General features: G+C 66.7%; 24 protein-coding genes. 13 read left to right on the plus strand and 11 right to left on the minus strand.

The window, feature by feature from the left end:
• Positions 1–106 precede the first annotated feature (106 nt).
• Positions 107–2,278 (plus strand): transglycosylase domain-containing protein, encoded by a 2,172-nt coding sequence (locus tag ASG79_RS12380; RefSeq protein WP_056391483.1) that lies wholly within the window; start codon positions 107–109, stop codon positions 2,276–2,278.
• 133 nt (positions 2,279–2,411) lie between these two features.
• Here ASG79_RS12380 and ASG79_RS12385 read toward each other — a convergent pair whose 3' ends face one another.
• From ASG79_RS12385 to ASG79_RS12395, 3 genes are all read right to left on the minus strand, one after another.
• Positions 2,412–3,011: a DUF1992 domain-containing protein gene (locus ASG79_RS12385; protein ID WP_056391486.1), complete on the minus strand. Its 600-nt coding sequence runs from the start codon at positions 3,009–3,011 to the stop codon at positions 2,412–2,414.
• Between the two features lie 156 nt (positions 3,012–3,167).
• Complete coding sequence (locus tag ASG79_RS12390; RefSeq protein ID WP_018770603.1) at positions 3,168–3,665, minus strand: SRPBCC family protein; 498 nt, start codon at positions 3,663–3,665, stop codon at positions 3,168–3,170.
• A gap of 12 nt (positions 3,666–3,677) precedes the next feature.
• On the minus strand, positions 3,678–4,010 hold the full coding sequence (locus tag ASG79_RS12395) for an ArsR/SmtB family transcription factor (protein WP_056391489.1): 333 nt from the start codon (positions 4,008–4,010) through the stop codon (positions 3,678–3,680).
• Between the two features lie 82 nt (positions 4,011–4,092).
• Between ASG79_RS12395 and ASG79_RS12400 the strand changes: the two genes are divergently transcribed.
• Complete coding sequence (locus ASG79_RS12400) at positions 4,093–4,818, plus strand: Type 1 glutamine amidotransferase-like domain-containing protein (protein ID WP_056391492.1); 726 nt, start codon at positions 4,093–4,095, stop codon at positions 4,816–4,818.
• 31 nt (positions 4,819–4,849) lie between these two features.
• Here ASG79_RS12400 and ASG79_RS12405 read toward each other — a convergent pair whose 3' ends face one another.
• Positions 4,850–5,584 carry a GAF and ANTAR domain-containing protein gene (locus ASG79_RS12405; RefSeq protein ID WP_056391496.1) on the minus strand — a complete coding sequence of 245 codons (735 nt, stop codon included), beginning with the start codon at positions 5,582–5,584 and terminating at the stop codon, positions 4,850–4,852.
• Positions 5,585–5,651: 67 nt separating this feature from the next.
• Between ASG79_RS12405 and ASG79_RS12410 the strand changes: the two genes are divergently transcribed.
• From ASG79_RS12410 to ASG79_RS12430, 5 genes are all read left to right on the plus strand, one after another.
• Positions 5,652–6,371 (plus strand): GAF and ANTAR domain-containing protein, encoded by a 720-nt coding sequence (locus ASG79_RS12410; protein ID WP_018770607.1) that lies wholly within the window; start codon positions 5,652–5,654, stop codon positions 6,369–6,371.
• A gap of 9 nt (positions 6,372–6,380) precedes the next feature.
• Complete coding sequence (locus tag ASG79_RS12415; protein ID WP_056391499.1) at positions 6,381–6,731, plus strand: hypothetical protein; 351 nt, start codon at positions 6,381–6,383, stop codon at positions 6,729–6,731.
• A 100-nt stretch (positions 6,732–6,831) separates the two neighbouring features.
• A complete protein-coding gene (locus ASG79_RS12420) occupies positions 6,832–7,563 on the plus strand; it encodes a GAF and ANTAR domain-containing protein (protein WP_056391502.1) in 732 nt (243 codons plus the stop codon).
• 318 nt (positions 7,564–7,881) lie between these two features.
• Positions 7,882–8,076 (plus strand): hypothetical protein, encoded by a 195-nt coding sequence (locus ASG79_RS12425; protein WP_018770610.1) that lies wholly within the window; start codon positions 7,882–7,884, stop codon positions 8,074–8,076.
• A gap of 171 nt (positions 8,077–8,247) precedes the next feature.
• Positions 8,248–9,285, plus strand: coding sequence for a nitronate monooxygenase (locus ASG79_RS12430; RefSeq protein WP_018770611.1), 1,038 nt, complete (start codon positions 8,248–8,250; stop codon positions 9,283–9,285).
• A gap of 93 nt (positions 9,286–9,378) precedes the next feature.
• On the opposite strand, the gene ASG79_RS12435 is transcribed toward ASG79_RS12430, so the two are convergent.
• Together ASG79_RS12435 and ASG79_RS12440 are read right to left on the minus strand one after the other, a co-directional pair.
• Complete coding sequence (locus tag ASG79_RS12435; protein WP_056391504.1) at positions 9,379–10,419, minus strand: NAD(P)-dependent alcohol dehydrogenase; 1,041 nt, start codon at positions 10,417–10,419, stop codon at positions 9,379–9,381.
• Between the two features lie 146 nt (positions 10,420–10,565).
• Positions 10,566–11,582, minus strand: a complete 1,017-nt coding sequence (locus ASG79_RS12440; RefSeq protein WP_018770613.1) for a zinc-dependent alcohol dehydrogenase family protein — start codon at positions 11,580–11,582, stop codon at positions 10,566–10,568.
• Between the two features lie 140 nt (positions 11,583–11,722).
• Between ASG79_RS12440 and ASG79_RS12445 the strand changes: the two genes are divergently transcribed.
• From ASG79_RS12445 to ASG79_RS12470, 6 genes are all read left to right on the plus strand, one after another.
• Entirely contained in the window at positions 11,723–12,616 is an 894-nt protein-coding gene (locus ASG79_RS12445) for a helix-turn-helix transcriptional regulator (RefSeq protein ID WP_026265975.1), read from the plus strand.
• A gap of 356 nt (positions 12,617–12,972) precedes the next feature.
• Entirely contained in the window at positions 12,973–14,091 is a 1,119-nt protein-coding gene (locus tag ASG79_RS12450) for an ABC transporter substrate-binding protein (RefSeq protein WP_056391507.1), read from the plus strand.
• A complete protein-coding gene (locus ASG79_RS12455) occupies positions 14,088–14,942 on the plus strand; it encodes an ABC transporter permease (protein WP_056391510.1) in 855 nt (284 codons plus the stop codon). Before ASG79_RS12450 ends, ASG79_RS12455 begins: the two co-directional genes overlap by 4 nt.
• Positions 14,918–15,676 carry an ABC transporter ATP-binding protein gene (locus ASG79_RS12460; RefSeq protein ID WP_018770617.1) on the plus strand — a complete coding sequence of 253 codons (759 nt, stop codon included), beginning with the start codon at positions 14,918–14,920 and terminating at the stop codon, positions 15,674–15,676. Before ASG79_RS12455 ends, ASG79_RS12460 begins: the two co-directional genes overlap by 25 nt.
• Positions 15,677–15,700: 24 nt before the next feature.
• Positions 15,701–17,077 (plus strand): LLM class flavin-dependent oxidoreductase, encoded by a 1,377-nt coding sequence (locus ASG79_RS12465; RefSeq protein WP_056391514.1) that lies wholly within the window; start codon positions 15,701–15,703, stop codon positions 17,075–17,077.
• A gap of 112 nt (positions 17,078–17,189) precedes the next feature.
• Complete coding sequence (locus ASG79_RS12470; RefSeq protein WP_018770619.1) at positions 17,190–17,612, plus strand: universal stress protein; 423 nt, start codon at positions 17,190–17,192, stop codon at positions 17,610–17,612.
• A gap of 77 nt (positions 17,613–17,689) precedes the next feature.
• On the opposite strand, the gene ASG79_RS12475 is transcribed toward ASG79_RS12470, so the two are convergent.
• The 5 genes from ASG79_RS12475 to ASG79_RS12495 all read right to left on the minus strand — a co-directional run bounded on the left by ASG79_RS12475 (position 17,690) and on the right by ASG79_RS12495 (position 22,017).
• Positions 17,690–18,085, minus strand: coding sequence for a cupin domain-containing protein (locus ASG79_RS12475; RefSeq protein WP_056392053.1), 396 nt, complete (start codon positions 18,083–18,085; stop codon positions 17,690–17,692).
• Positions 18,086–18,129: 44 nt separating this feature from the next.
• The gene (locus tag ASG79_RS12480) at positions 18,130–19,371 is read right to left on the minus strand and encodes an MFS transporter (protein WP_056391516.1); all 1,242 of its coding nucleotides are present in this window, start codon (positions 19,369–19,371) and stop codon (positions 18,130–18,132) included.
• 70 nt (positions 19,372–19,441) lie between these two features.
• A complete protein-coding gene (locus ASG79_RS12485) occupies positions 19,442–20,350 on the minus strand; it encodes a DUF817 domain-containing protein (protein WP_235509801.1) in 909 nt (302 codons plus the stop codon).
• Complete coding sequence (locus ASG79_RS12490; RefSeq protein ID WP_056391521.1) at positions 20,343–21,161, minus strand: oxygenase MpaB family protein; 819 nt, start codon at positions 21,159–21,161, stop codon at positions 20,343–20,345. The genes ASG79_RS12485 and ASG79_RS12490 overlap by 8 nt, the downstream gene beginning before the upstream one ends.
• A gap of 82 nt (positions 21,162–21,243) precedes the next feature.
• The gene (locus tag ASG79_RS12495) at positions 21,244–22,017 is read right to left on the minus strand and encodes a hypothetical protein (protein WP_082581749.1); all 774 of its coding nucleotides are present in this window, start codon (positions 22,015–22,017) and stop codon (positions 21,244–21,246) included.
• Between the last annotated feature and the right edge of the window lie 39 nt (positions 22,018–22,056).

A 22,056-nucleotide genomic window follows, 5' to 3' on the forward strand; every position in this document is an offset into this window, starting at 1 on the left:
TCGCTTGGTCAATGGTTCGGTGTGACCAAATCCTGACCTTCCGCCACTGTTTCGGCCCTTGGCAGGGGCGTATCCTGTTCCCACCTCACAGGACGAGGGCTGAGGAATGGTGAAGAAGCGGAAGCGCAGGGGCGGTTTTGGCGCGGCCCTGGGACGGATCCTGGGGTTCCTCGCAGCGAGCGTCATGTGCGGCGTGCTGGCAGCCAGCCTGGTGGTTCCGGCTGTGGCAGCCGCCGGGATGGGCGTCAGTTCCTCCATTGGCTTCTTCGAAAGCCTGCCGGCGGAATTGACGGTGCAGCCGCCGTCGCAGGCTACGAAGGTCCTGACCGCCGATGGGCAACCGATCGCCACGTTTTACGCGGAGAACCGTGTGCGGGTACCGCTGGACCAGATGTCGCCCTTCATCAAGACCGGCATTGTCGCCATCGAGGACAGCAGGTTTTACGACCATGCGGGTGTTGATCCGCAGGGGATCCTGCGGGCGATGGTGTCCAACCTGACCAAGGGCGGCGAGCAGGGCGCCTCGACCATCACCCAGCAGTACGTCACCAACGTCCTGAACGAGGCACAGCTCTCACAGGACAGGCCGGACGCGGTGGTCCTGAACGGGCAGAAGACCCTTGGCGACAAACTGCGGGAAATGAAGCTCGCCATCACGCTGGAGAAGAAGTACACCAAGGACCAGATCCTTGAGGGTTACCTCAACATCGTGTTCTTCAGCAGCAACGCCTACGGAATTGAAGCCGCGGCACGCTACTTCTTCAGCACCAGCGCGAAAGACCTCACCCTTCCCCAGGCAGCCTTGCTGGCCGGGCTGGTCAACAGCCCAACCCTGTACAACCCGGCCACCAACCCGGACAAGTCCATTGTGCGCCGCAACCAGGTCCTGTCCGAAATGCTGCGCCTGCGCAAGATCACCCAGGCCCAGCATGACGAGGCCGTGGCCGCTCCGATTGAATTGAAGATCACGCCCCAGCAGCAGGGTTGCGCCAATGCGGCCATCGCGCCGTACTTCTGCGATTACATCTCGCACCTGATCCTCAACAATCCCGCCTACGGCCCGACGGAACCTGAACGGGAACGAAGGCTGTACCGGGGTGGGCTCACTATCGTCACCACCCTGGACAGCAGGCTTCAGTCTGCCGCACAGGCCCAGGTTGACGGCACCGCAGGCGCAAATCCTGACCGGTGGGCAGCTTCGCTGGTAACCATCCAGCCCGGCAGCGGCAAGATCCTGGCGATGGCCCAAAACACGGTGTTCCTTCCGCAACCCGGCAAGTTCGACACCAACCTCAACTTCAACGTGGATGCCAAGGACGCCCAGGGCAACGACCTGAACGGCGCCGGAGGTTTCCAGCCCGGGTCCACCATGAAGCCCTTCACCTTTGCGGAGTGGCTGAACGAGGGAAAGTCGATCACCGCCGAAGTGGACGCCTCACGCCGCGTCTATCCCCTGGGGTTCCCGTGGAAGGACAGCTGCGGAAAGGTGCTGGGAGCCTACAGCACCGCGCAGGCAAACCCCGCCCTTGGTGCTGCCGACGACCTGCAGAATGCCGAGGACGGCTTCTACCGGCCGATGCCCGTCAACTACGGCCTGTACAACTCGATCAATACCGCCACCTTCGCCGCGGCAGCGCAGCTGGACTTCTGCGGCATCCAGAAGATGGTGGATGCCGTCGGGCTGCACAGTGGCCTCGACAGCACCCCGGTCAACATGCACCAGCTGGGCAACCTGCTGGGCGGAACCGGCGTTGCCCCCCTTACCCTTGCCAATGCCTTTGCCACTTTCGCCACGGACGGCCGCTTCTGCGCACCCATTGGACTGGTTGATGTCACGGATGCAGCCGGGGCGAAGCTGCCTGCCCAGGCCCCGGACTGCCACGATGCCGTCAAACCGGACGTAGCCCGCGGCGTCAACTCGGTACTGCAGGATGTCCTGAAGAGGGGCTCCGGTGTCTGGATCAACCCGAAGGTCCATGACAAGGTCCCCACCGCAGCCAAGACCGGGACCTCGAACAACAACGGTTCCACCTGGGTGGTGGGATACACCACCGGCATGGTCACCGCTTCCTTCTTCGGGGATGCCCTGGAAGGCCAAAAGCGGCCAGGACAAAACGTGACCATCAACGGCACCTTCTACCCCCGGCTGGACGGATACATGATCGCCGGTCCACAGTGGGCCAACTACATGCTCAAGGTGGCGCCGCTTTATCCCGCAACCCCGTTCGCGCCGCCTCCCGCTTCGATGATTGGTCCCAGCCCCACCCCGAAGCCGTAGGCCCTGGCTTCAGCGGAGCGGCAGACCTCAGGGTCCGACAGCGACAGCCACCCAGAAGCCCTATGTGGAAAACCAGCTGACCGCCGATAACTGTCCCCCCATCTGCCAGCCGGCTCCATGAGCAGTGGAACCCTTATTCCTGGCCCGTCCCCTTCCACAACCGCTTCCACCACGAACGCTGGGGCTCCGGTTCGACAGGAACTTCCACACTCCGCGCCGCACGCCGGCTGCGCCAGCGCTCCACTTCCTCCTCCACGTCACGGGTCTTGGTGACCACCGGCGGCCCGCCCTGCAGCTGGCGGCGGGCATCGATCACGCGCCGGTTGAAATCCTGAAGGAGGTCCCGGACCTGCTGCTCGGTGTACTGGGTATCCAGCTTGGCTTCGAGCTCAGCGTCCTCGGCGCGGAGCAGGATGGCAGCCGGGCCCAGGCCGCTGATATGTTCCCGCTGGATCAGCCCCTTGACCCACCAGTCGGGATCGTACGAGTCCCCCAGGCCGGGGATCGGTTTGCCCGCGTACTTGAGGTTGTCGAACTTGCCCTGTGCCATGGCGTCCCGGACCAGGTACTCGGCGCGGGCGGCATCACTGACTTTCCTCCGCTTCTCACGCTCCCTCTCGTCGAGGGCGTCCAGCGCGGCTTCCTCCTCGGCACTGATGCCGGCGCCGCGGTATGAACGGAGCTCCACTGCCCTCTCCAGGCGCTTCCGGAAATCCCCTGTCCCGCCGCTCATTGCTGCCACCGCCTTCCCTCGGCCTGAACCACCTTCCAGTATTTCAACGGGCGGCTTCCTTGTTCAACGGCAAAGGTGGGCGGACGACGGCGGGACGTCCCGCCGTCGTCCGCCCACCAGATGCTGTGGCGGGAGTTCGTCGTGGCAGCCGTGCAGTCAGGCGTTGGCGTGCTCGGCGAGGATGCCGTCGATCTGGCCCACGGCTCCCTTCAGGCCCTCCTCCATGCCCATGGCCACCATCTGCTCCAACTGCTCCTCGGATTCAAAGGACGACTGGATGGTCATGCGGGTACGCTCCCCCAGCGGCTCCAACGTGACCGTGGCGTGGGTGACGCCCAGGTCGCCGGTGGGATTGCCGTCGTCGTCCGCGAACCCGTCGTCGAACTGCAGCGTCCGCGGGGCATCAATCGCTGTGAATTCCCACCAGCCGTGGGCCTTCTCCCCCTCCGGGCCGGTCATGTAGTAGTTGGCACGGCCGCCGGGGACGAATTCCAGTTTGTGGAATGTGGCCGGCCAGGTGGGTGGGCCCCACCAGCGCTCCAGCTGGCGGGGGTCCTCCCACAGCTGCCACACACGATCGACGCCGGCGTCGAACTCTGCGACCAGGGTGAGGGTCAGCGCCTCCGGGTTCTTGTCCATAGTGATGACTGCCATGGCAAAGCCTTCCTAACCTTCAGCGAGAATGTCTGCCATCCTGGCGGCGCGCTGCCGCCAGATTTGTTCATATTCGTCGAGCAGCTGCCGGGCTTTCCGCAGTCCTTCATGATTGCCCCGCACGATCTGCTCCCTTCCGCGTTTTTCCTTGGCGACCAGGGATGCCCGCGCCAACACCGCCACATGCTTCTGGACGGCCGCAAAACTCATGGCATAAAGCGCTGCCAGGCCGGAAACGGAGTACTCGCCGACAGTCACCCGGCGGACGATGTCCCGCCTGGTGGAATCGGCGAACGCCTGGAAGAGGCGGTCCAGTTCAGTCTCAGTCAGCGTATCTACAACCATTTGGTTGTAGATTAGCCCTCAGTTGGACGTGCGTCAATGGTCCTGCCGTGGGCACCCCGGCCGTGCCGGTATCTTGAAGGCCATGAGCATCTTCCTCGCCGGGGCGGGCCCGGATCCGCTGGCATTCCAGGAGGTCTTCGACCGGTTCGCACTCGACGTCCGGGAACATGCCGGCCGCCGGACTCCCCGCATCGCCGTAGCCGTGCACCAACGCGGCGGCAACCTGCAGGAACTCGTGGCCGCCTGCGCCGAACCCCTCCAGGCCAGGATCGAGTGCGAAATTGCTGCCGTACCGCTTCCAGACGGCAAGCCTGCCGACCCCGGCGCTTTCGCGAAAGTCGATGCGGTGGTGGTGGGCGGCGGTCTCACACCGGCCTATTGGGAGGCCCTGCACCCCGCGGCCGCAACGATACGGCGCCTGGTTGCCGACGGCGCACCCTATCTGGGGTTTTCCGCCGGCGCCATGGTGGCACCCCGGCGGGCGTTGGTTGGCGGATACAAGGTCAACGGAGTGGAAGTTTGCGGCGAAGAGTGCTCGGAGGGCCTGGACTCAGTGGATATCCGCGAGGGTCTGAGGCTGGCCGGGTTTTCCGTGGATGTCCATGCCGCCCAGGCCGGGACCCTGAGCCGTGCCGTGGGCGCCGTGGCAGCTGGCCTGGTGGAAAGGACGGTGGCCATTGACGAGCACACAGCCGTGGTTTTAGCGGCCTTGGGCGACGGGGACTACGACGTCATCGGCAGCGGCCACTGCTGGGACGTTCACCGAAGCGGAGGGACCGCCGTCGTATCCTTGAGAGCTGCACCCTGACCAGGCCGGGATCAGGTTGGCCACCTGCCGGCTACGAGTCGAAGTGCGTGCGGACGCTGGTGCCGGACAACTGCTCAATCAGTTCCTTGGCAACATCCCGGAGCTTACGGTTGCGGTTGCTTGAGACCTTGGTGAGGATCTCCATCGCCTCTTCCTGCGAGCATCGGTTCTGCGCCATGATCACGCCGCAGGCCAGATTGATGGCGGTCCTGCTCTCAAGGGCGGCTTCCAGGTCGTCGGCCCGGTTTTCGCTCGTGTTGATGCGCACGGAGAGCTGCATGGTGTTGTGGGCGGCACCAGCGAAACCAACCGCCTTATCGTATACATCAGCGGTGAACGCGTGGGGTTTGGCGGCGAAAAAGTTCAACGCCGCCCTTGCATCACCGGTTATCACCAACGGCACGCCAAGGCTGCTGCGCACGCTGTGCTCGGCCAACTTCTTGTTGAAGTCCGGCCATCTCGGGTCTTCTGCGACGTCGTCAATCATGATCGGAGTCATCTCCCGGAGGGCACGGACGCAAGGCCCGTCGCCCAACAGCTGCTCTATGTGGTCGAGCTCCAGCGCACGGTCGCTGCTGCCGGCTGCAGTGGCAGGACGCCGCCGGACTTTGAGGGTGACAGCACACTCGATCGTGTTGTTCGCAGCTTCGGAGACCGCTGCGGCAGCCATGCCCGACAGCCCGGACAGGAAATCCACAATGCCCTCCGCGCCCACCAGGATTTCCTGCAGCTGACGGACCGACTCGTTATCTGCTGATGTCGACATGCTGCAATCCTACTGTTGCAGCCAAGCGGCGCGTGGAGACGCCAAGTGGTTAACCTATGCTGGAGAGATGCCCCAGCACCTGCCCATTGACGAGCTCAGCATTGTGATTGCTCGGATTCAGGGATTGTTGCTGACAGAGGAAAAGGTGGGCACCGCGGTCAGCCTCCTGGCGCGGGCCGCCAAGGAGTCAGTCCCGGGCACCATCGGTGCTGGCGTGTCCCTGCTTGACTCCCGGGGCCGGCGGACCAGCAGCGGCTACACCGACGGGGTGGTGGAACAGGCTGACGCCGAACAGTACCGCCATGGCGAAGGTCCCTGCCTGACAGCCTGGGCGGCAGAGATTCCCGTCCTGGTCCAGGACCTCCACGACGACATGCGGTGGCCGCTATGGCGGGACTCGGTGCGGGGACTACCCATCCGGTCAGTGGTGAGTGCACCGTTGATGGCCGGCAAGGAAGCGATCGGCGCCCTCAAACTGTATGCCGCCACACCGTCCGGCTACGACGAAACCAGCGTGCGGCTGATTCAACTGTTCGCCGGGCCGGCCGCGACCCTTCTGTCGCACGTCCAAGGAAGCGAAGCTCCGCGCAAAATGACGGAAGGGCTGCAGACTTCGCTCCACAGCAGGGATGTCATCAACCGCGCCTGCGGTGTGGTGATGGAACGCCTGGGCACGACGCACAAGGCGGCGCTGCAACAGCTGATGAACCAGGCGCGGAACGAGCGCACCACCCTGCTGAACATCAGCGAATCCATTCTGGCCGGGACGCCGGCGTCCGGGATTTAGGCAGCGCGGATGGGTTTCGATCCACACGAACCGGAACAAAGGCGCCGGCTCCGTGCAGCCCTCAGGGCAGCGGATATCTCCGTGTCGGAGCTGTGGTTGAAGTACTTTGGCATGTCCGGAGACGCAGGCGAATATGAGGTGGAGGCCTACCTGCAGGGCCTTCTCTCGCTGCCGCCGATCCAGCGCGACCTGCTGGCGCTTGCGGCGAACGAGTTGATTGACGAGCGGCCGCGGCCGCGTGCGCCCTACTCCAATGACTTCACATCCAGGCCGGAGGCCACGGAAGAGGATGCGGATGGGGATGCGGAAGGGGATGACGACGGCGGCAGCGAACCAGGCGCCGCCGCGCCAGGCCCCTGAAGCAGCATCAGTGAGACGGGCATCAAACCCTGTTCGGAATCCCCTTTACAGGCGTAGTGTCGAATAAAGGATCACTGGCGCAACTAGGGATTGAGGCCTTATGGCCAACAACGATGCAGTCACCACCGCAGACCAGTATCAGGATTTATTGCTCAACACCCCGGAATTTTCGCAGTTCCTCCTGGGCCTTGCGACCATATCCGCGTCGCAGCTGGGGGGAGACGGGACGCCGGTGGCATGTACGGTCACCGTGGAGCGCGACGGCGCCCTGTCCACGTTTGCCTACAGCAGCGAAGAGGGCCGCCGGCTGGACGAGACCCAGTACGCCTTTGGCATAGGCCCATGCCTCGCCGCGCTCAGGGAGCAGCGCAGCGTATTGATCGACGACCTGCAGCTTGACCAGAGGTGGGCACCGTACACCTATGCCGTTGCAAAGCTGGGTGTGCGCTCGGTTTTGGCGGTACCCATCCGCACGGAGCCCCTTTCCCAAGCGGCCCTCAATTGCTACGCGCATGCTGTCCATGCCTTCGACCCCGAGACCGTCAAGCTGGTGGAGGACCAGGCGGCGTCGATGTCCCGCATCCTTCGGCTCGCACTGCGGCTCCACGCCCCTGAGGTCTTTTCCGAGGACCTGCGGGCCGCACTGAAGTCGCGCGCGGTGGTTGACGCGGCCATTGCGCTGGTTATGCTCCAGGCCCGCGGCGGCCGGGACGGCGCACTGGACCTCCTCCAGGCCGCTGCCGCATCCGGCAACCGCCGGATCCAGGAGATTGCGCAGGAGATCGTGGCGAGGGGCAGCCTTAATGCCGATCCGGGTGGGGGTAAAAGATGAATGTCGAATGGACCGGGGGCCGGACCAGCTGATCGAAGCCGACGAGCAAAGGCGTGGAGCAGCACTGCGCTTCCGTAACGCCGGAGTGGACTGTGCGCCCGCTCACAAGTGATGAGAATCACTCGCAATAATAGGGCATTTTGGTTGAGCAGGCACTTTCGTCATGGGCACTATGGAAGGGCAGGGCAGGACACATCGGCCCTCGACATCCTGGTGACGCAATGAGGCCCACCGGTGAGCACCGGCCACCGATCCTCTGAGCGCGGACAGGCCAATTGACCGGACGCAGCGCCGGCTTGATACAGGAAAGTCTGAACAATGACGTTTAATACTGCCGAATCCGTGACCCTGAAGATCTGGGACCGTACCTCACTCCACGAGACCCTCGATTCCGCGGTCAGCGACCTGTCGTCGCGCCACAACACCACCACCTGCCGCATCGCTGTCACGTGCAGCGGGCCCAACACCTTCACCCTGAGTGTGCGCGGCGACGAGGCGGCACTGGCCCTCTAGGCACTCCCACCACCAAGGGGCGCGGACGACGCCGGGGAACCACCCGCCGTCGTCCGCGCTTTTTTTGCTGCCCCGCGGGGACGGGGGCCCTGACCGCACAGCCTGGCGCAGCCCGCCGCCGCGGAACGGCGTAGCATTCGTGAGGTACGCGCAGCAGGACGGGGAGGAAACATGGATACCCAGCAAAAGCCCGGCCGGTTCAACCTCGGGTCCCTGGCAGTGCCGATCATCCAGGCACCGATGGCAGGCGGGCCCTCCACACCTCAGCTCGCGGCGGCTGCCACTGCCGCCGGCGGCCTCGGCTTCCTCGCGGCCGGATACAAGACCGCCGCGGCGATGCGCTCCGAGATTGAGACGGTGCGCTCACTCACCAGCCGGGCGTTCGGGGTCAACCTGTTCGTTCCCCAGCCGTCGGTCATCAGCCCGGCGTCCCTTCAGCAGTACGCGGCGTCCCTGGCCCCTGACGCCGAGCGCTTCGGTGTCAGCCTGGGCGAGCCACGGCATGACCATGACGACTGGGACAAAAAGCTCGAGGTCCTGCTGGAGCTCGCGCCGGCCGTTGTGTCCTTCACCTTCGACGTTCCCGCTACCGGCGTGGTCCAGGCCCTCCAAAAGCAGGGTGTGTATGTGGTCGCCACGGTGACGGACCGCGGCGAAGCGCTTCAGGCGCTTGAGGCAGGCGCCGACGCCCTGTGCGTCCAGGGCCCGGAAGCCGGCGGCCACCGCGGGACGTTCAAGGCGGATGTTCCGCCTCCCGAGGTGCCCCTGCATGGCATCCTCGAAGAGCTCTCCGACCTTGAGGTGCCGCTCATCGCGGCCGGCGGGATTGCCACGCCCGATGACACGCGGGCTGCCCTCGCCGTGGGTGCCGCGGCGGTCCAGGCCGGAACCGCCTTCCTCCGCGCGGATGAAGCGGGAACCAAGGCGGCGCACCGGGCCGCGTTGTCGTCATCGGAGCGGTTCACCACCACCGCCGTCACCCGCGCCTTCTCGGGCCGCAACGCCCGCGGCCTCTACAACGAATTCATGCGCCGCCACGACCCCGATGCCCCCTACGGCTACCCGGAGATCCACCACCTGACCACTCCCCTGCGGGCAGCGGCTGCAGCCGCCGGCGAGCCGGACTGGCTGAACCTGTGGGCCGGCATCAACTACCGGCATGCCGTGGACGGCCCCGCGGCGGCGATCCTCAAGAGCCTCGCCCCGTAGCGGGTTGATGCTTCTGCCACGGCTGCTGCTTCTGCCACGGACGACGGCGGGCCGGCCCCTTTCGGAGCCGGCCCGCCGCGCGGGGGTGGTGCTTTAGAGGGTGGCGGTGTCGATCACGAAGCGGTAGCGGACGTCCGAGGCAAGGACGCGCTCGTAGGCTTCGTTGATCTTCTCAGCCGGGATGACCTCGACCTCGGCGCCCAGGCCGTGCTCGGCGCAGAAGTTGAGCATCTCCTGGGTCTCGCGGATGCCGCCGATCATGGAACCGGCGAAGGAGCGGCGGCCGCCGATCAGTGCGAACGCATTGACGGGAAGCGGCTCGGCAGGAGCACCAACGTTGACCAGTGCGCCGTCAAGCTTCAGCAGGCCGAGGTAGGAGCTGATGTCGATTGAAGCGCTGACCGTGTTGATGATGAGGTCGAAGGAGCCGGCGAGCACCTCAAACGTGGCGGGATCGCTGGTGGCGAAGTAGCTGTCAGCGCCCAGGCGCAGGCCGTCTTCCTGCTTCTTCAGCGACTGGGACAGGACAGTCACGTCGGCGCCCATGGCGTGGGCGAGCTTGACGGCCATGTGGCCCAGGCCGCCGAGGCCGACGACGGCGACCTTCTTGCCGGGACCGGCGCCCCAGTGCCGCAGCGGTGAGTAGGTGGTGATGCCGGCGCACAGCAGCGGTGCGGCGACATCGAGTTCGATGCCCTCGGGGATGGTCACCACGAAGTCCTCGGTCACCACAACGTGGGTGGAGTAGCCGCCCTGGGTGATGGTGCCGTCGCGGTCAACGGCGCCGTACGTGCCAACGTTGCCCTTGAGGCAGTACTGTTCCTCGCCCTTCTGGCAGTTGGCGCACTCCTTGCAGGAGTTGACCATGCAGCCAACACCAACACGGTCGCCAACGGCATGCTTGGTCACCGCGGAGCCCACCTCTGTAACGATGCCCGCGATTTCGTGGCCGGGAACCAGCGGGTACTGCTGCCGGCCCCAGTCGCCGCGGACAGTGTGGATGTCCGAGTGGCAGATGCCGGCGAACTTGATGTCGATCATGACGTCGTGGGGACCCACCTCGCGGCGCTCAATGGTGGTTGCCACCAGGTCCTCCGTGGCGGACGGGGATGCATAAGCCTTGACGGTAGTCATGGTTCTCCTGTGATCTGTTGGGGGATAACTGAAATGCTACCGGGGTTGTTCGGATCAAACCCCGGAAAAGGTGGGGCCAGCGTGGCCCTGTTGTACCTGGTCTTGGCAGTCCTACCCTCTGCAGCCTGGCCAAGCCGGGTGAAACGTCAGGGCCGGAGGAGCACCTTGATGGCGCGGCGTTCGTCCATGGCCTTGTACGCCTCTGCTGCCTGGTCCAAGGGGAGTTCGAGGTCGAACACCTTTCCGGGGTTGATGTCGCCACGGAGGATCAGGTCGATCAGCTCGGGAAGGTACTGCCGGACCGGAGCGGGACCGCCGTGCAGGTGGACGTGCGAGTAGAACAGGTCCCGGCCTGGCAGCGCCACGTCATGGGAGACACCGACGAAGCCCACATGGCCGCCGGCACGGGTGGCGTGGATTGCCTGCAGCATGGATTCCTGCGTGCCAACGGCCTCGATGACCGAGTGTGCGCCGAGCCCGCCCGTGAGTTCCTTGATCTTCTTCACGCCTGCGTCCCCGCGCTCCTCGACGATGTCGGTGGCGCCGAATTCGCGGGCCAGGGCCTGCCGGTCGGCGTGGCGGGACATGGCAATGATGCGTTCGGCGCCCATCTGCTGTGCGGCCAGGATCCCCAAAAGCCCCACGGCGCCGTCGCCCACCACCGCCACGGTTTTGCCTGGTCCCGCTTCGGCCGCCTTGGCGGCAAACCATCCCGTGCCCAGGACATCGGAGGCGGCAAGCAGCGACGGAACCATGCCGGCGTCGGGCATCTCCGGCGTGGCCACCAGGGTGCCGTCCGCCAGCGGGACGCGCAGGTACTCAGCCTGCGCACCGCCCACGCCCTGCCGGTGGACGCAGCCGCTTTGGTAGCCGGAGCGGCAGATCTCACAGGTGTTGTCCGAGGCGAAGAAGGAGCCAACCACGAATTGGCCGGGGCGGACATTCTTCACGTCGGCGCCCACTTCTTCGACGATTCCCACGTATTCGTGGCCCATCGGCATGGGTTTGGCCAGTTTGTCTGCGCCCCGGTAGGGCCAGAGGTCGGACCCGCAGACACAGGCGGCAACGAGTTTGATGACCGCGTCGCTGGGCTGCCTGATGGCGGGTTTGTCACGGTCCTCGACGCGCACGTCTCCGGGGGCGTGCATGATGGCTGCGCGCATGCTGGGTCCTCCAAGGGGTGGAAAGCTGAAAACGGACAATCCCATCAAACCCGGCCCGGTGAACGTTAGCGAGGGCCCTGCTGTAACTGGTTCTGGCAGAACCTCCTTAGGGCGATGCCGATGGTCGTAACGTGGTCCCCATGGATAACCGAGCCGAGGTCCGACAGTTCCTGTCCTCCCGCCGTGGGCGCATCACCCCTGAGCAGGCCGGCATTGAACCGTACGGCGGCCGGCGGCGCGTACCGGGGCTGCGCCGCGAGGAGGTGGCCCGGCTGGCGGGCGTCAGCGTGGACTATTACACCCGGCTGGAACGCGGGAACCTCAGCGGCGTTTCGGACAGTGTCCTGGATGCCATTGCCGGTGCCCTGGAACTGGACCGCGCGGAACACGACCACCTCTACGACCTGGCCCGGGCGGCCAACACGTCGGGCCGGAAGAGGGCTGCGGGCGCAGGCGGGTCCGCGCCCTCGAAAGTGCGGCCCGAGCTGCAGTACCTCCTGGACACCATCACCGGGGCACCTGCGTTCATCGGCAACAACCGGATGGACATCGTGGCCGCCAACACCCTGGGCTACGCCCTCTACTCGGACATGTACCGTGCCCCGTCACGGCCGGCCAACCACTCCCGGTTCATCTTCCTTGACCCCCGGGCCCACAACTTCTACACCGACTGGGACCGGGCCGCCAACACCAATGTGGCCATCCTCCGCCGCGAGGCGGGCCGCAACCCGCATGACAAGGGCATCGCCGAACTCATCGGTGAGCTGTCCATGCGGAGTGACGAGTTCCGCACGCTCTGGGCAGCGCACAACGTCCGCCGCCACTACGCGGGGACCAAGTTCTTCCAGCACCCCGTGGTGGGCCTCCTGGAACTGAACTACCAGGTCCTGGGCCTGGAAGAGGACCCCGGGCACACGCTCACCGTGTATCCCGCCACTCCCGGCAGCCCTTCCGAGGAGGCCCTCAAGCTCCTGGCCTCCTGGGCGGCCACCGAAAAGATCGCGGACATGGCCCAGGGCCAAGTCCGCGCCTAGGCCACAGGGCTTCACCGGCCGCCGGCCTTCGCCCGCGCCTTGCCGTCCAGTCACATTAACCTCCGTTGCGGTTCGTGGCTCCGCGTTGCCTGGCTTGTCCCCATTGGTCCGCGTTTGTCGGCCGGATGGCGCCATAAGTAGCGCCGTTTCGCAGCGTTTAGCCTCCATTGCGTGCTGCTGGCCAACGCCCTGCGGACCGTGCTTGAGTGTTTTCACGGCACCGGCCAGGCCGTAAGCACCAGCCCAAAGCGCGGGCACGCCGCCGCGCCGACGGCCCCACCCACCTCACACGTCCACCCGGGCACACACCCCGGGGGCCGTCGTCGTACCCGGAATCTTTCCCCGAAAGGAACACCATGTCCTTCCCAGCACCCCCGCCCCACTCCAGCCCCGGCTCCCCGGCATTCACCCGCCGCCGTGCGCTGGGCGCACTTCTGGCGATTCCCGCCGTCGGCCTGCTGTCCGCCTGCGGCGGGACCGCCACCGCAGGCGGCGCCCGCATCAGCCAGGGCGCCCTGGAACCGCTGGCTGCCTCGGTGCCCGCCGGGACCACCATCAAGGTGGGCGATCCCAGCATCAAAGTGGCGCTGGAACTGTCCGGCCTGATCAAGGACCTGGACGGCTTCACGGTGGAGTTCGCCAACATCTCCGGCGGCCCGCAGACAACCGAGGCGTTCCGGGCGAACGCCCTGGACGTGGGGTCCGTGGCGGACATCCCGCCCATCCACGCCACCTGGACCGGCCTCGACGTCCGCATCATCGCCGCGGGCTACCGCCAGGATGCCGTGAACCATCCCATTTATGAGCTGGGCGTCGCCCCGGGAGCGGGCATCAGCCGCCTGGAAGACCTGCGCGGCAAGAAAGTGGCCTACAGCCCGGGCCAGGCGCAGGGTGCGCTGGTGCTGCGGATCCTGGACAAGGCCGGGCTCAGGCAGGAGGACGTCAAGCTGGTGGAGCTGCCCAGCACCGGGGACGCCTATGCCACGGCACTCGCCAGCAAACAGGTGGACGCCGCTCCCCTGGGCGGGGTCCAGATCAAGCGCTACCTGGCCAAGTTCAAGGCCGACGGCGCCACCACCATCCGCCACGGGCTGCGCGATGATCCCAGCCTCCTCTACTCCCCCGCCAAGGTCCTGGCCGATCCGGCCAAGGCCGCCGCCCTGGCCGCCTACGTGAAGGTCTGGGGCAAGGCGCAGCGCTGGATCGAAGACCACCCGGCGCAGTGGCTTGACGGCTACTACGTCAAGGACCAGGGGCTGTCCCGCGAGGACGGCCAATACCTGATCGATGCAACCGGCAAGCGCGACCTGCCCACCGCCTGGACCGAAGCGATCGCCAGGCACCAGGAAACCATCGACCTCCTGGCCCGCGAGCAGAAGAAGCCGCAGCTGACGGCGGCCGACCTGTACGACAGCAGGTTTGAAGCCCTCGCCGGCACGGCATTTGCGCCCGCCGGAAAGGCAGGTGCCGCATGAGCGCCGTACTGGACCGGCCCGTGGTGGCAGCCCACCAGGATCCGGCACCGGCAGGGCGGCCGGATGTGCGGCCCGCAGGGAAGCGGCTGGGGCCCGGACGACGCCGGCAGCTCGCCTGGGTGGGCCCGTCCGCCTTGCTGCTGCTGTGGACAGTCTCTTCCGCAACAGGGCTCCTGGACCCGCGCATCCTTTCCGAACCCTGGACCGTGGTGGCCACCGCCGGTGAGCTCATCGCGGACGGCCGGCTCCAGGAGAACCTGGCCATTTCCGCCCAGCGCGCCGGCCTGGGGCTCTTCTTCGGCATCCTGGTGGGCGCCGTCCTGGCGCTCCTGTCCGGGCTGAGCCGGGTGGGTGAGGCCCTCATCGACGGGCCCGTGCAGATCAAGCGCGCCATCCCCGGCCTGGCCCTGATCCCGCTGCTGATCCTGTGGTTCGGCATCGACGAGACCATGAAGGTCCTCACCATCACCCTGGGCGTCTTTGTCCCGGTGTACCTGCAGACGCATGCGGGCCTGCGCGGCATCGACCTGCGCTTCGTGGAGCTCGCACAGACCGTGGGGCTCAGCCGGGCCGGCTTCATCCGCAAGGTGGTCCTCCCCGGTGCCCTGCCCGGGTTCTTCCTGGGCCTGCGCTTCGCCGTGACCGGCGCCTGGGTGTCCCTGGTGGTGGTGGAGCAGATCAACGCCACCAGCGGCATCGGCTACATGATGGAGCTCGCCCGCACCTACGGCCAGACCAACATCATCGTCCTGGGCTTGGCCCTCTACGGCATCCTTGGCCTCCTCTCCGACGGCATTGTCCGCTTCATCGAACGAAAGGCCCTCTCATGGCAGCGCACCCTGGCGGGCTGACCGCCATCGGCCCCGCACGTCCCGTACGTTCCGCCGTTTCCGTCCGGGACCTGGTCCGGGGATTCGGCCCGAAGGGAGTCCTGAACGGCGTTGACCTGGACATCGCCCCCGGCGAGTTCGTGGCCCTGCTGGGACCCAGCGGCTGCGGCAAAAGCACCCTGCTGCGCGCCCTGGCCGGCCTGGACCACGACGTCCGGGGCAGCGGCGTGATCAGCGTCCCGGACCGCGTCTCCGTGGTTTTCCAGGACTCGCGGCTCCTGCCCTGGGACAGCGTGCTGGGCAATGTCACCCTGGGCGTCCGGGAGCACGACGCCGAAGCCCGCGCCCGCAAGGCCCTCGCCGAAGTGGGGCTCGCCGGACGTGAAAAAGCATGGCCGCACCAGCTGTCCGGCGGCGAACAGCAGCGCGTGGCGCTGGCCCGTTCACTGGTCCGCGAACCCCAGCTGCTGCTGGCCGACGAGCCGTTCGGCGCCCTGGATGCGCTGACCCGGATCAGGATGCACGGGCTGCTCCAGGACCTGGTGGCCGCGCACCGCCCAGCCGTCCTGCTGGTCACGCACGACGTGGACGAGGCCATCGCGCTTGCAGACCGGATCGTGGTCCTGGACCACGGCCGCATCGCCACCGTCCGCCCGGTAACGCCGGAGATCCGCTCCTCCGCCGATGCGGCCGGGCATGAAGCCCTCCGCCGCGGCCTCCTCACCGATCTTGGCGTCGTCGGCGCCACGCACTGAACCTCAAGACCCGAAGGACTACCCATGACTTCCAACAACCCTCCCCGGCGCCGGCTCCACCTGAACGCGTTCCTGATGAGCACCGGCCACCACGAAGCCTCATGGCGGCTGCCGGAAAGCGATCCGCAGGCCAGCACGGATATTGGGCACTACAAGTTGCTCGCCCAGACTGCCGAGCGCGGCAAGCTGGACTCCATCTTCTTTGCCGACTCCCCCGTCCTGTTCGGCGAGGTGGGCCGCCGTCCTGCCGGCAAGCTCGAGCCCACGGTGCTGCTGACGGCGATCGCCGGCGCCACCGAACGGATCGGGCTGATCGCCACCGCGTCCACCACCTACAACGAGCCCTTCAACCTGGCCCGCCGCTTCGCGTCCGTGGACTGGGCCAGCAGCGGACGGGCAGGGTGGAACGTGGTGACCACGGCCGGCCCGGACGCCGCCCGCAACTTCGGCGTGGACGACCAGCCCGCCCACGCTGTCCGGTACGAGCGCGCCGCAGAGTTCATCGAGGTGGCGCAGAAGCTGTGGGACAGCTGGCAGGACGACGCCGTGCTGGCCGACAAGGCCGAAGGCGTGTGGGGTGACGCGGACAAGATCCGGACCATCGACCACGAGGGCAGGCACTTCAAGGTCCGCGGTCCCCTGAACGTTCCCCGCTCACCGCAGGGGCACCCGCTGATCGTCCAGGCGGGCTCGTCCGAGGACGGCAAGGACCTCGCTGCCCGGTACGCGGACGCCGTCTTTACCGCCCACCAGACCCTTGCCGATGCGCAGGAGTTCTACCGCGACCTGAAGGCCCGCACCGCGGCCGCCGGCCGTGATCCGGAGGCCATCAAGATCCTGCCGGGCATCGTGCCGGTCATTGGTGCCACAGCGGAGGAAGCCCAGGAGCTGGAGCGCGAGCTGGACCGGCTGATCAAGCCCGAATACGCCCGGATCCAGCTGGCCAAGACCCTGCGCGTGGACCCGGAGGACCTGCCGCTGGACCGGCAACTGCCGGACAACCTGCCCAGCGAGGATGAGATCGAGGGCGCCAAGAGCCGCTACACCCTGATCGTCCAGCTGGCGCGCCGGGAGCAGCTCACCGTGCGGCAGCTGATCGGCCGCCTGGGCGGCGGCCGCGGGCACCGCACCTTCACCGGCACCCCGGTGCAGGTGGCGGACGCCATCCAGGAATGGTTCGACGGCGGAGCGGCGGACGGCTTCAACATCATGCCGCCGGTGCTCCCGTCCGGGCTGGAAACCTTCGTGGACCAGGTGGTGCCCATCCTGCAGGAGCGCGGCCTGTTCCGCACCGAATACACGGGCCGGACCCTGCGGGAGCACTACGGCCTGCCACGGCCGGCCAACCGGTACGCGGGGGCGTCCGCCGCCGGCCTTGCCTCGATTGGATCCGCGTTCTGACTGCCGGGATCCATGAGACGATGCCCCAGGCCGTGTGATACGAGGGCCCGGGAGGCGTAGTCCCTAGACTGGCAGTGAACATTAAGGCCAGGACTGGACGAAGGAGCAGGACATGAGCGGTGTAATCGTTGTAGGTGTGGACGCCAGCCCGTCCGCACGGAAGGCTGCGGAAGTGGCGCTGGGGCTGGCGGAGTCGCTGGGAGCGACACTCCATGTGGTGACCGCCTTTGAAATGGAGAACGCCGAAACCTTCGGGGTGGGCTCGGACAAGGTGCGCATCTCCAACGCGGACAGCTCGGAGATGGTGGCAAAGTCGCTCGGCGCCTCGCGGCCGGGAGTGGAGATTACCCACTTCGCTGCCCGCGGCAAGCCAGCCGATTCCCTCATCAAGGAAGCCATCCGCCTGGATGCCCGGCTGATCGTGGTGGGCAACCGCAGGATGCGCGGCATCGGCCGGCTCCTGGGCAGCGTCGCCAACAGTGTGGCGCACAATGCCCCCTGCGATGTCTACATCGCGAACACGTACGAGGACTGACCTGCCCCACACACAAGGAGGGCGGACGACGGCGGGAACTCCCGGCGTCGTCCGCCCTCCTTCTGCGCAACGGTCAGTTACGCCCCGTACTCCTCATCGGTCACGTGGCGGAGCCAGGTGACAACCTGTCCGTTCCCGTCGGCTTCCTGCATGGCGATGTGTGCCATGAACCGCTCAGGGGTGGCCCCGTGCCAGTGCTCCTCGCCGGGTTCGATGTAGACCACATCGCCGGGGCGGATTTCCTGGACCGCGCCGCCGCGGCGGGCCACCAGGCCGATGCCGTCCGTCACGTAGAGGGTCTGGCCCATGGGGTGGTGGTGCCAGGCGGTCCGGGCGCCGGGCGCGAACCGGACGTGCGCGCAGCCAATGGCTGACTGTTCATCCGGATTCCGGATCCCGTCGATCTGGACCGTACCCGTGAACCATTCCGTGGGCCCGGCCGCCGTCTGGCCGCCGCTCTGGGTGTACTTCATGTTCTCCTCCTGATGGTTCGGGTAGATGGGAAGGTGTGCGTTGGTCATGCTGTCTGCCCGGGGCCGGCAGGCGTGGCCCGGGACGTCACGAAGGCCAGGACGGACGCCGCCGCAAGGACCGCTGCGGCCACCAGGAAGGTGACGCGGTAGCCGGCCCAGTCGAACAGCACTCCGCCCAGCGTGGATCCGATGGCGATTGATGTTTGGATGACGGCCACCATCAGGCCGCCGCCCGCCTCCGCGTTGTGGGGCATCGCCTTCGCAATCCAGCTCCACCAGCCCACCGGCGCGGACGTGGACATCAGGCCCCACAGGCCCAGGAGAACCACGACGGCGGCGATCCACCCGCCGGAGGGAACGAGCGCTGCGGCAAGGACTGCCATGAGCGCCGGAATAAAGACCAGCGTCCGGTACAGTCCGGTGCCGAGAAACCGGCCGATCAGCAGGGTGCCTGCAAATCCCGCCGCACCGATGACCAGCAACACCAGGGACACCATGCCCGCATCGACGCGGGTCACCGTTTCCAGGAACGGGCGGACGTAGGTGAACAGGACGAACTGCCCCATGAAGAAGGCGCCGCAGGCGGCCATGCCCCAGGCAATCGGCCGGCTCTTGAACGCGGCGAAGATCCCGAAGATGTTTCCCGCCGCACGCGCCTGCCTTTGGACGTTCATGGACGGCAGGCTGATCCACTGCCAGAGAAGCGCGAGCACGGCCACCGGCACCAGGCAGAAGAACGCCCCGCGCCAGCCGATGACGGAGCCAAGGTAGCTTCCCAGCGGTGCAGCCAGCACGGTTGCGAGGGCGTTGCCGCCGTTGAAGATGGCCAAGGCCCGCGCCATCTGGTGGGCCGGCACCAGCCGCATGGCGGTGGCTGCCGACATGGACCAGAACCCCCCGATCACCACGCCGATGAGGGCGCGGCCGATCATGAAGAGCAGGTACCCCGGGGCCGTGGCCACCAGCGCCGCGGAGGCGGCCATCAGCGCCGTCAGGCCCAGCAGCAGGGTCTTGCGGTTTATGCCGCCGGCCAGAGTGGACACGGACAGGCTGGTCAGGACGGCCAGCACGCCGGAGACCGCGATGCCCTGTCCCACCATGCCCTCGGAAACCTGCAGTTCCGAGGCCATCGGCGTGAGCAGGCTGACCGGCATGAACTCGGAGGCGATCAGCGCGAAGACGCACAGCGACATCGCGAAGACGCCTCCCCAGTGGGCCTGCTGGTGCCCGGGGATGCCTGGTCGCTGCTGCCCGCTGGTGTTGATGACGGTTGTTTCGGAGGCCATAGCCTCCATCAAAGCGCGCTTCCGAAGCCCTAGCGAGGGCCCTGCTGAAACGGGTCTTGGCAGACCCCCCTTACCGCAGCACAGCGGACGACGGGGCCTCCCGCCGCCCTCCCGTGGCCGCCACCGGGGGCTGCGGCTTGTACACCCAGGCCACCAGCACCACAGAGATGATCATTAGCAGGAACCAAGCCACGAGTTTCTCAAGGCCCACCGGGTGCCAGCCGTCCAACTGGCTGGGGTAGAGCCAGGCACCGGACCAGGTGGCGATGTTCTCGGCGAGCCAGATGAACAGCGCCACCAGCAGGAAAGAGACCGGCAGCGGCATGCGGAACTCCCGGCGGAACACGCGGAAGTGCATGACGCACCGGCCGTAGATGAGCACGACGGCGGCGAGCAGCACCCAGCGCAGGTCCCAGATGTAGTGGTGGGTGAAGAAGTTGGCGTAGATCGCGGCGGCGAGGACGGCGGTGATCCAGCGCCGGGGGTAGGCGGCGAACTTCAGGTCGAACAGCCGGTAGACGCGCACCATGTACGAGCCCACGGCGGCATACATGAACCCGCTGAAGAGCGGCACGGCCCCGATGCGCAGGAAGCCTTGGGCATCGTAGGACCACGAACCCACGTCCGTCTTGAACAGTTCCATGACGGTCCCCACCAGATGGAACAGGACGATGACCCGCAGTTCCCGCAGGGTTTCCAGCTTGAACGCCACCATCAGGATTTGGATGACGACGGCGGCGATCGTCAGGAAGTCGTTGCGCGCCAGGCCGGCAGTGTCCGGATACCAGATCCTGGCGGCCATGAGCACTGCCAGGAGCGCCGCGCCGAAGATGCAGGCCCAGCCCTGCTTGAGGCCAAAGACCACGAACTCAGTGAGTCTTGTTTTGCCGCCGCCGGCCGGAGCAGTTGCCAGGAACCTCCTGGCCCGTTCGTCGATCCGCTGCTCCACCGGTGGTGAACCGCGTCTGGGGCTAGGCACTGATCCCCTGGCGCTGGCTTGGCCGGGTGTTCCTCTTCAGGTCCCTGTCGAGTTCGCGCAGGCAGTAGTTCTTGAACCAGTACCTGATGCCCCGCGGCAGCCGCGGGTAGGCAACGGCCAGGATGCGAAAGGTGCGGTTGAAGCGCCGTTCGTGCCGGTCGCTCCAGCCGAGGCCGAAGTCCTTCCGCAACTGGTGGGGAAGGAGTCCGGCGGTGAGGAACCTGGCAGGGGGGATGATGGCCCGGTACCACAGGGCTGTGTGCTTGGGAAACAGCAGGCCGCGTCCAACGCGGACCCCGGGGGCCTCCGCGTGCAGGGTGGAGACGTGTTCGGCCCAGTAGCGGCCGAACTCCGCCCTGTCCTTGGGCCACATGCCCGGCGGAAGCTGCAGCGCGGTGCCGATCCGCGCGTAGTCCAGGTACATGGCGTCGGCAGCTGCATCGTCCAGCGGGCCGTAGATCTTCTCGATGATGGTCAGAGCGGTGTCGTAGAGTGTGGCTACCACCCAGAGCTGCAGTTCCGGATCATAGGCGTTGTACCCGGCGGACGTTTTGTCCGCAGTGCCGTGCACCGGAACATGAGCCCGGTTAACCCTGCGGCGGACCTCGTTAACCTGGGCGTCGTTTCCATAGACGACCGCGTAGACATACGTCAGTGTGCCTTTGAGCCTGTTGACGGGGCGCTCAGTGAACGTGCTGTGTTCCGCCACGCCCCGGCCAATGGCCGGATTGGCAAGCTGCAGCAGAATGGCCCGCCCTGCCCCAGCAAGCAGGATGCCTTCCGCCCGGTAGTCGGAAAATTCCTGCACCATGTCAACAGGGTACCGTCACGGCAGGACGGCAGGACCGGACCTTTGGCCCGTTGACAAGGGGCAAGGCCCACGTATCGTACGGTCAGCGGTTTACCGGCCGCAGCGAGGTGATCATTCTCTTGATGTCCGCGTACTCGGCCGTGTCCCGGTACTTCCGCGCCAGCTCAAGGTACGGCAGTGACTGGTCGCCGGGTGTCGCGTTGATTTCCGGGTCGTAGGAGGCGCCGAACATGGCAGCGTTGGGCGGCCACCGGAAAAACTGGAAGATGGGGCAGGCGTCGGGACCGCTCGGCGGAGGGCCGGACGTAATGCCGTAGCCGGCCGCCGGGGTGCGGTACATGCCCGGCGCCGCGGCGTTTGCGCGGGTCTCGAACACGAACTGCGGCACCACGCCGCCCTGGACCAGTACCGGGATGTCCGCGCTGTCCAGGACTTCATACGGGTACCTCTCGGTACACGTGGAGCCGGTGGCCATGTTGGTCCGCAGCGTCGCCATCACCTTTCCGGCCTGGTTCCGCACCTCCGCAAAGGCCCCTCCGCCCTCCGCCAACTCCCCTGCCGGATCCTTGACGCTCCAGGCGGCAGGTAAGTCGAACGCCATGGCGCCATCCGCCGTCGTGAACGTGGTCCAGGCAGCCGCGGCAGAACCGGCCGCAGAAGTGCCGGGCGCGGCTGTTGGTGTGGAAGGGACGCTCGACGGCGTCGGCCCGGCGGCCGTACCGGTGGCCGTTGCTGACGTGGCGGCAAAGCCCGCCGTGGATGGCGAGGGCTGTGGACTTCCCGGCTGCGGTGAGCAGCCGGCCAGGAACAGCATTGCCAGGGCCGCTGTCGAAAACGCCGTGATGAGCCTGCGCACCACACCCTCCTTTGGGCCTGCCGATGACCCTTCAAGTGT

This window comes from Arthrobacter sp. Soil761, assembly GCF_001428325.1.
GTDB lineage: Bacteria > Actinomycetota > Actinomycetes > Actinomycetales > Micrococcaceae > Arthrobacter.

What these genes read in the sequence shown, in the direction of transcription:
- ASG79_RS12390 (WP_018770603.1), bottom strand. Translation starts at nt 3,665, where the DNA reads ATGGCAGTCATCACTATGGACAAGAACCCGGAGGCGCTGACCCTCACC.
- ASG79_RS12445 (WP_026265975.1), top strand. Translation starts at nt 11,723, where the DNA reads ATGGATAACCGAGCCGAGGTCCGACAGTTCCTGTCCTCCCGCCGTGGG.
- ASG79_RS12435 (WP_056391504.1), bottom strand. Translation starts at nt 10,419, where the DNA reads ATGACTACCGTCAAGGCTTATGCATCCCCGTCCGCCACGGAGGACCTG.
- ASG79_RS12385 (WP_056391486.1), bottom strand. Translation starts at nt 3,011, where the DNA reads ATGAGCGGCGGGACAGGGGATTTCCGGAAGCGCCTGGAGAGGGCAGTG.
- ASG79_RS12475 (WP_056392053.1), bottom strand. Translation starts at nt 18,085, where the DNA reads ATGAAGTACACCCAGAGCGGCGGCCAGACGGCGGCCGGGCCCACGGAA.
- ASG79_RS12450 (WP_056391507.1), top strand. Translation starts at nt 12,973, where the DNA reads ATGTCCTTCCCAGCACCCCCGCCCCACTCCAGCCCCGGCTCCCCGGCA.
- ASG79_RS12420 (WP_056391502.1), top strand. Translation starts at nt 6,832, where the DNA reads ATGGCCAACAACGATGCAGTCACCACCGCAGACCAGTATCAGGATTTA.
- ASG79_RS12415 (WP_056391499.1), top strand. Translation starts at nt 6,381, where the DNA reads ATGGGTTTCGATCCACACGAACCGGAACAAAGGCGCCGGCTCCGTGCA.
- ASG79_RS12455 (WP_056391510.1), top strand. Translation starts at nt 14,088, where the DNA reads ATGAGCGCCGTACTGGACCGGCCCGTGGTGGCAGCCCACCAGGATCCG.
- ASG79_RS12380 (WP_056391483.1), top strand. Translation starts at nt 107, where the DNA reads ATGGTGAAGAAGCGGAAGCGCAGGGGCGGTTTTGGCGCGGCCCTGGGA.
- ASG79_RS12440 (WP_018770613.1), bottom strand. Translation starts at nt 11,582, where the DNA reads ATGCGCGCAGCCATCATGCACGCCCCCGGAGACGTGCGCGTCGAGGAC.
- ASG79_RS12400 (WP_056391492.1), top strand. Translation starts at nt 4,093, where the DNA reads ATGAGCATCTTCCTCGCCGGGGCGGGCCCGGATCCGCTGGCATTCCAG.
- ASG79_RS12460 (WP_018770617.1), top strand. Translation starts at nt 14,918, where the DNA reads ATGGCAGCGCACCCTGGCGGGCTGACCGCCATCGGCCCCGCACGTCCC.
- ASG79_RS12480 (WP_056391516.1), bottom strand. Translation starts at nt 19,371, where the DNA reads ATGGCCTCCGAAACAACCGTCATCAACACCAGCGGGCAGCAGCGACCA.
- ASG79_RS12410 (WP_018770607.1), top strand. Translation starts at nt 5,652, where the DNA reads ATGCCCCAGCACCTGCCCATTGACGAGCTCAGCATTGTGATTGCTCGG.
- ASG79_RS12430 (WP_018770611.1), top strand. Translation starts at nt 8,248, where the DNA reads ATGGATACCCAGCAAAAGCCCGGCCGGTTCAACCTCGGGTCCCTGGCA.
- ASG79_RS12425 (WP_018770610.1), top strand. Translation starts at nt 7,882, where the DNA reads ATGACGTTTAATACTGCCGAATCCGTGACCCTGAAGATCTGGGACCGT.
- ASG79_RS12395 (WP_056391489.1), bottom strand. Translation starts at nt 4,010, where the DNA reads ATGGTTGTAGATACGCTGACTGAGACTGAACTGGACCGCCTCTTCCAG.
- ASG79_RS12465 (WP_056391514.1), top strand. Translation starts at nt 15,701, where the DNA reads ATGACTTCCAACAACCCTCCCCGGCGCCGGCTCCACCTGAACGCGTTC.
- ASG79_RS12470 (WP_018770619.1), top strand. Translation starts at nt 17,190, where the DNA reads ATGAGCGGTGTAATCGTTGTAGGTGTGGACGCCAGCCCGTCCGCACGG.
- ASG79_RS12405 (WP_056391496.1), bottom strand. Translation starts at nt 5,584, where the DNA reads ATGTCGACATCAGCAGATAACGAGTCGGTCCGTCAGCTGCAGGAAATC.
- ASG79_RS12490 (WP_056391521.1), bottom strand. Translation starts at nt 21,161, where the DNA reads ATGGTGCAGGAATTTTCCGACTACCGGGCGGAAGGCATCCTGCTTGCT.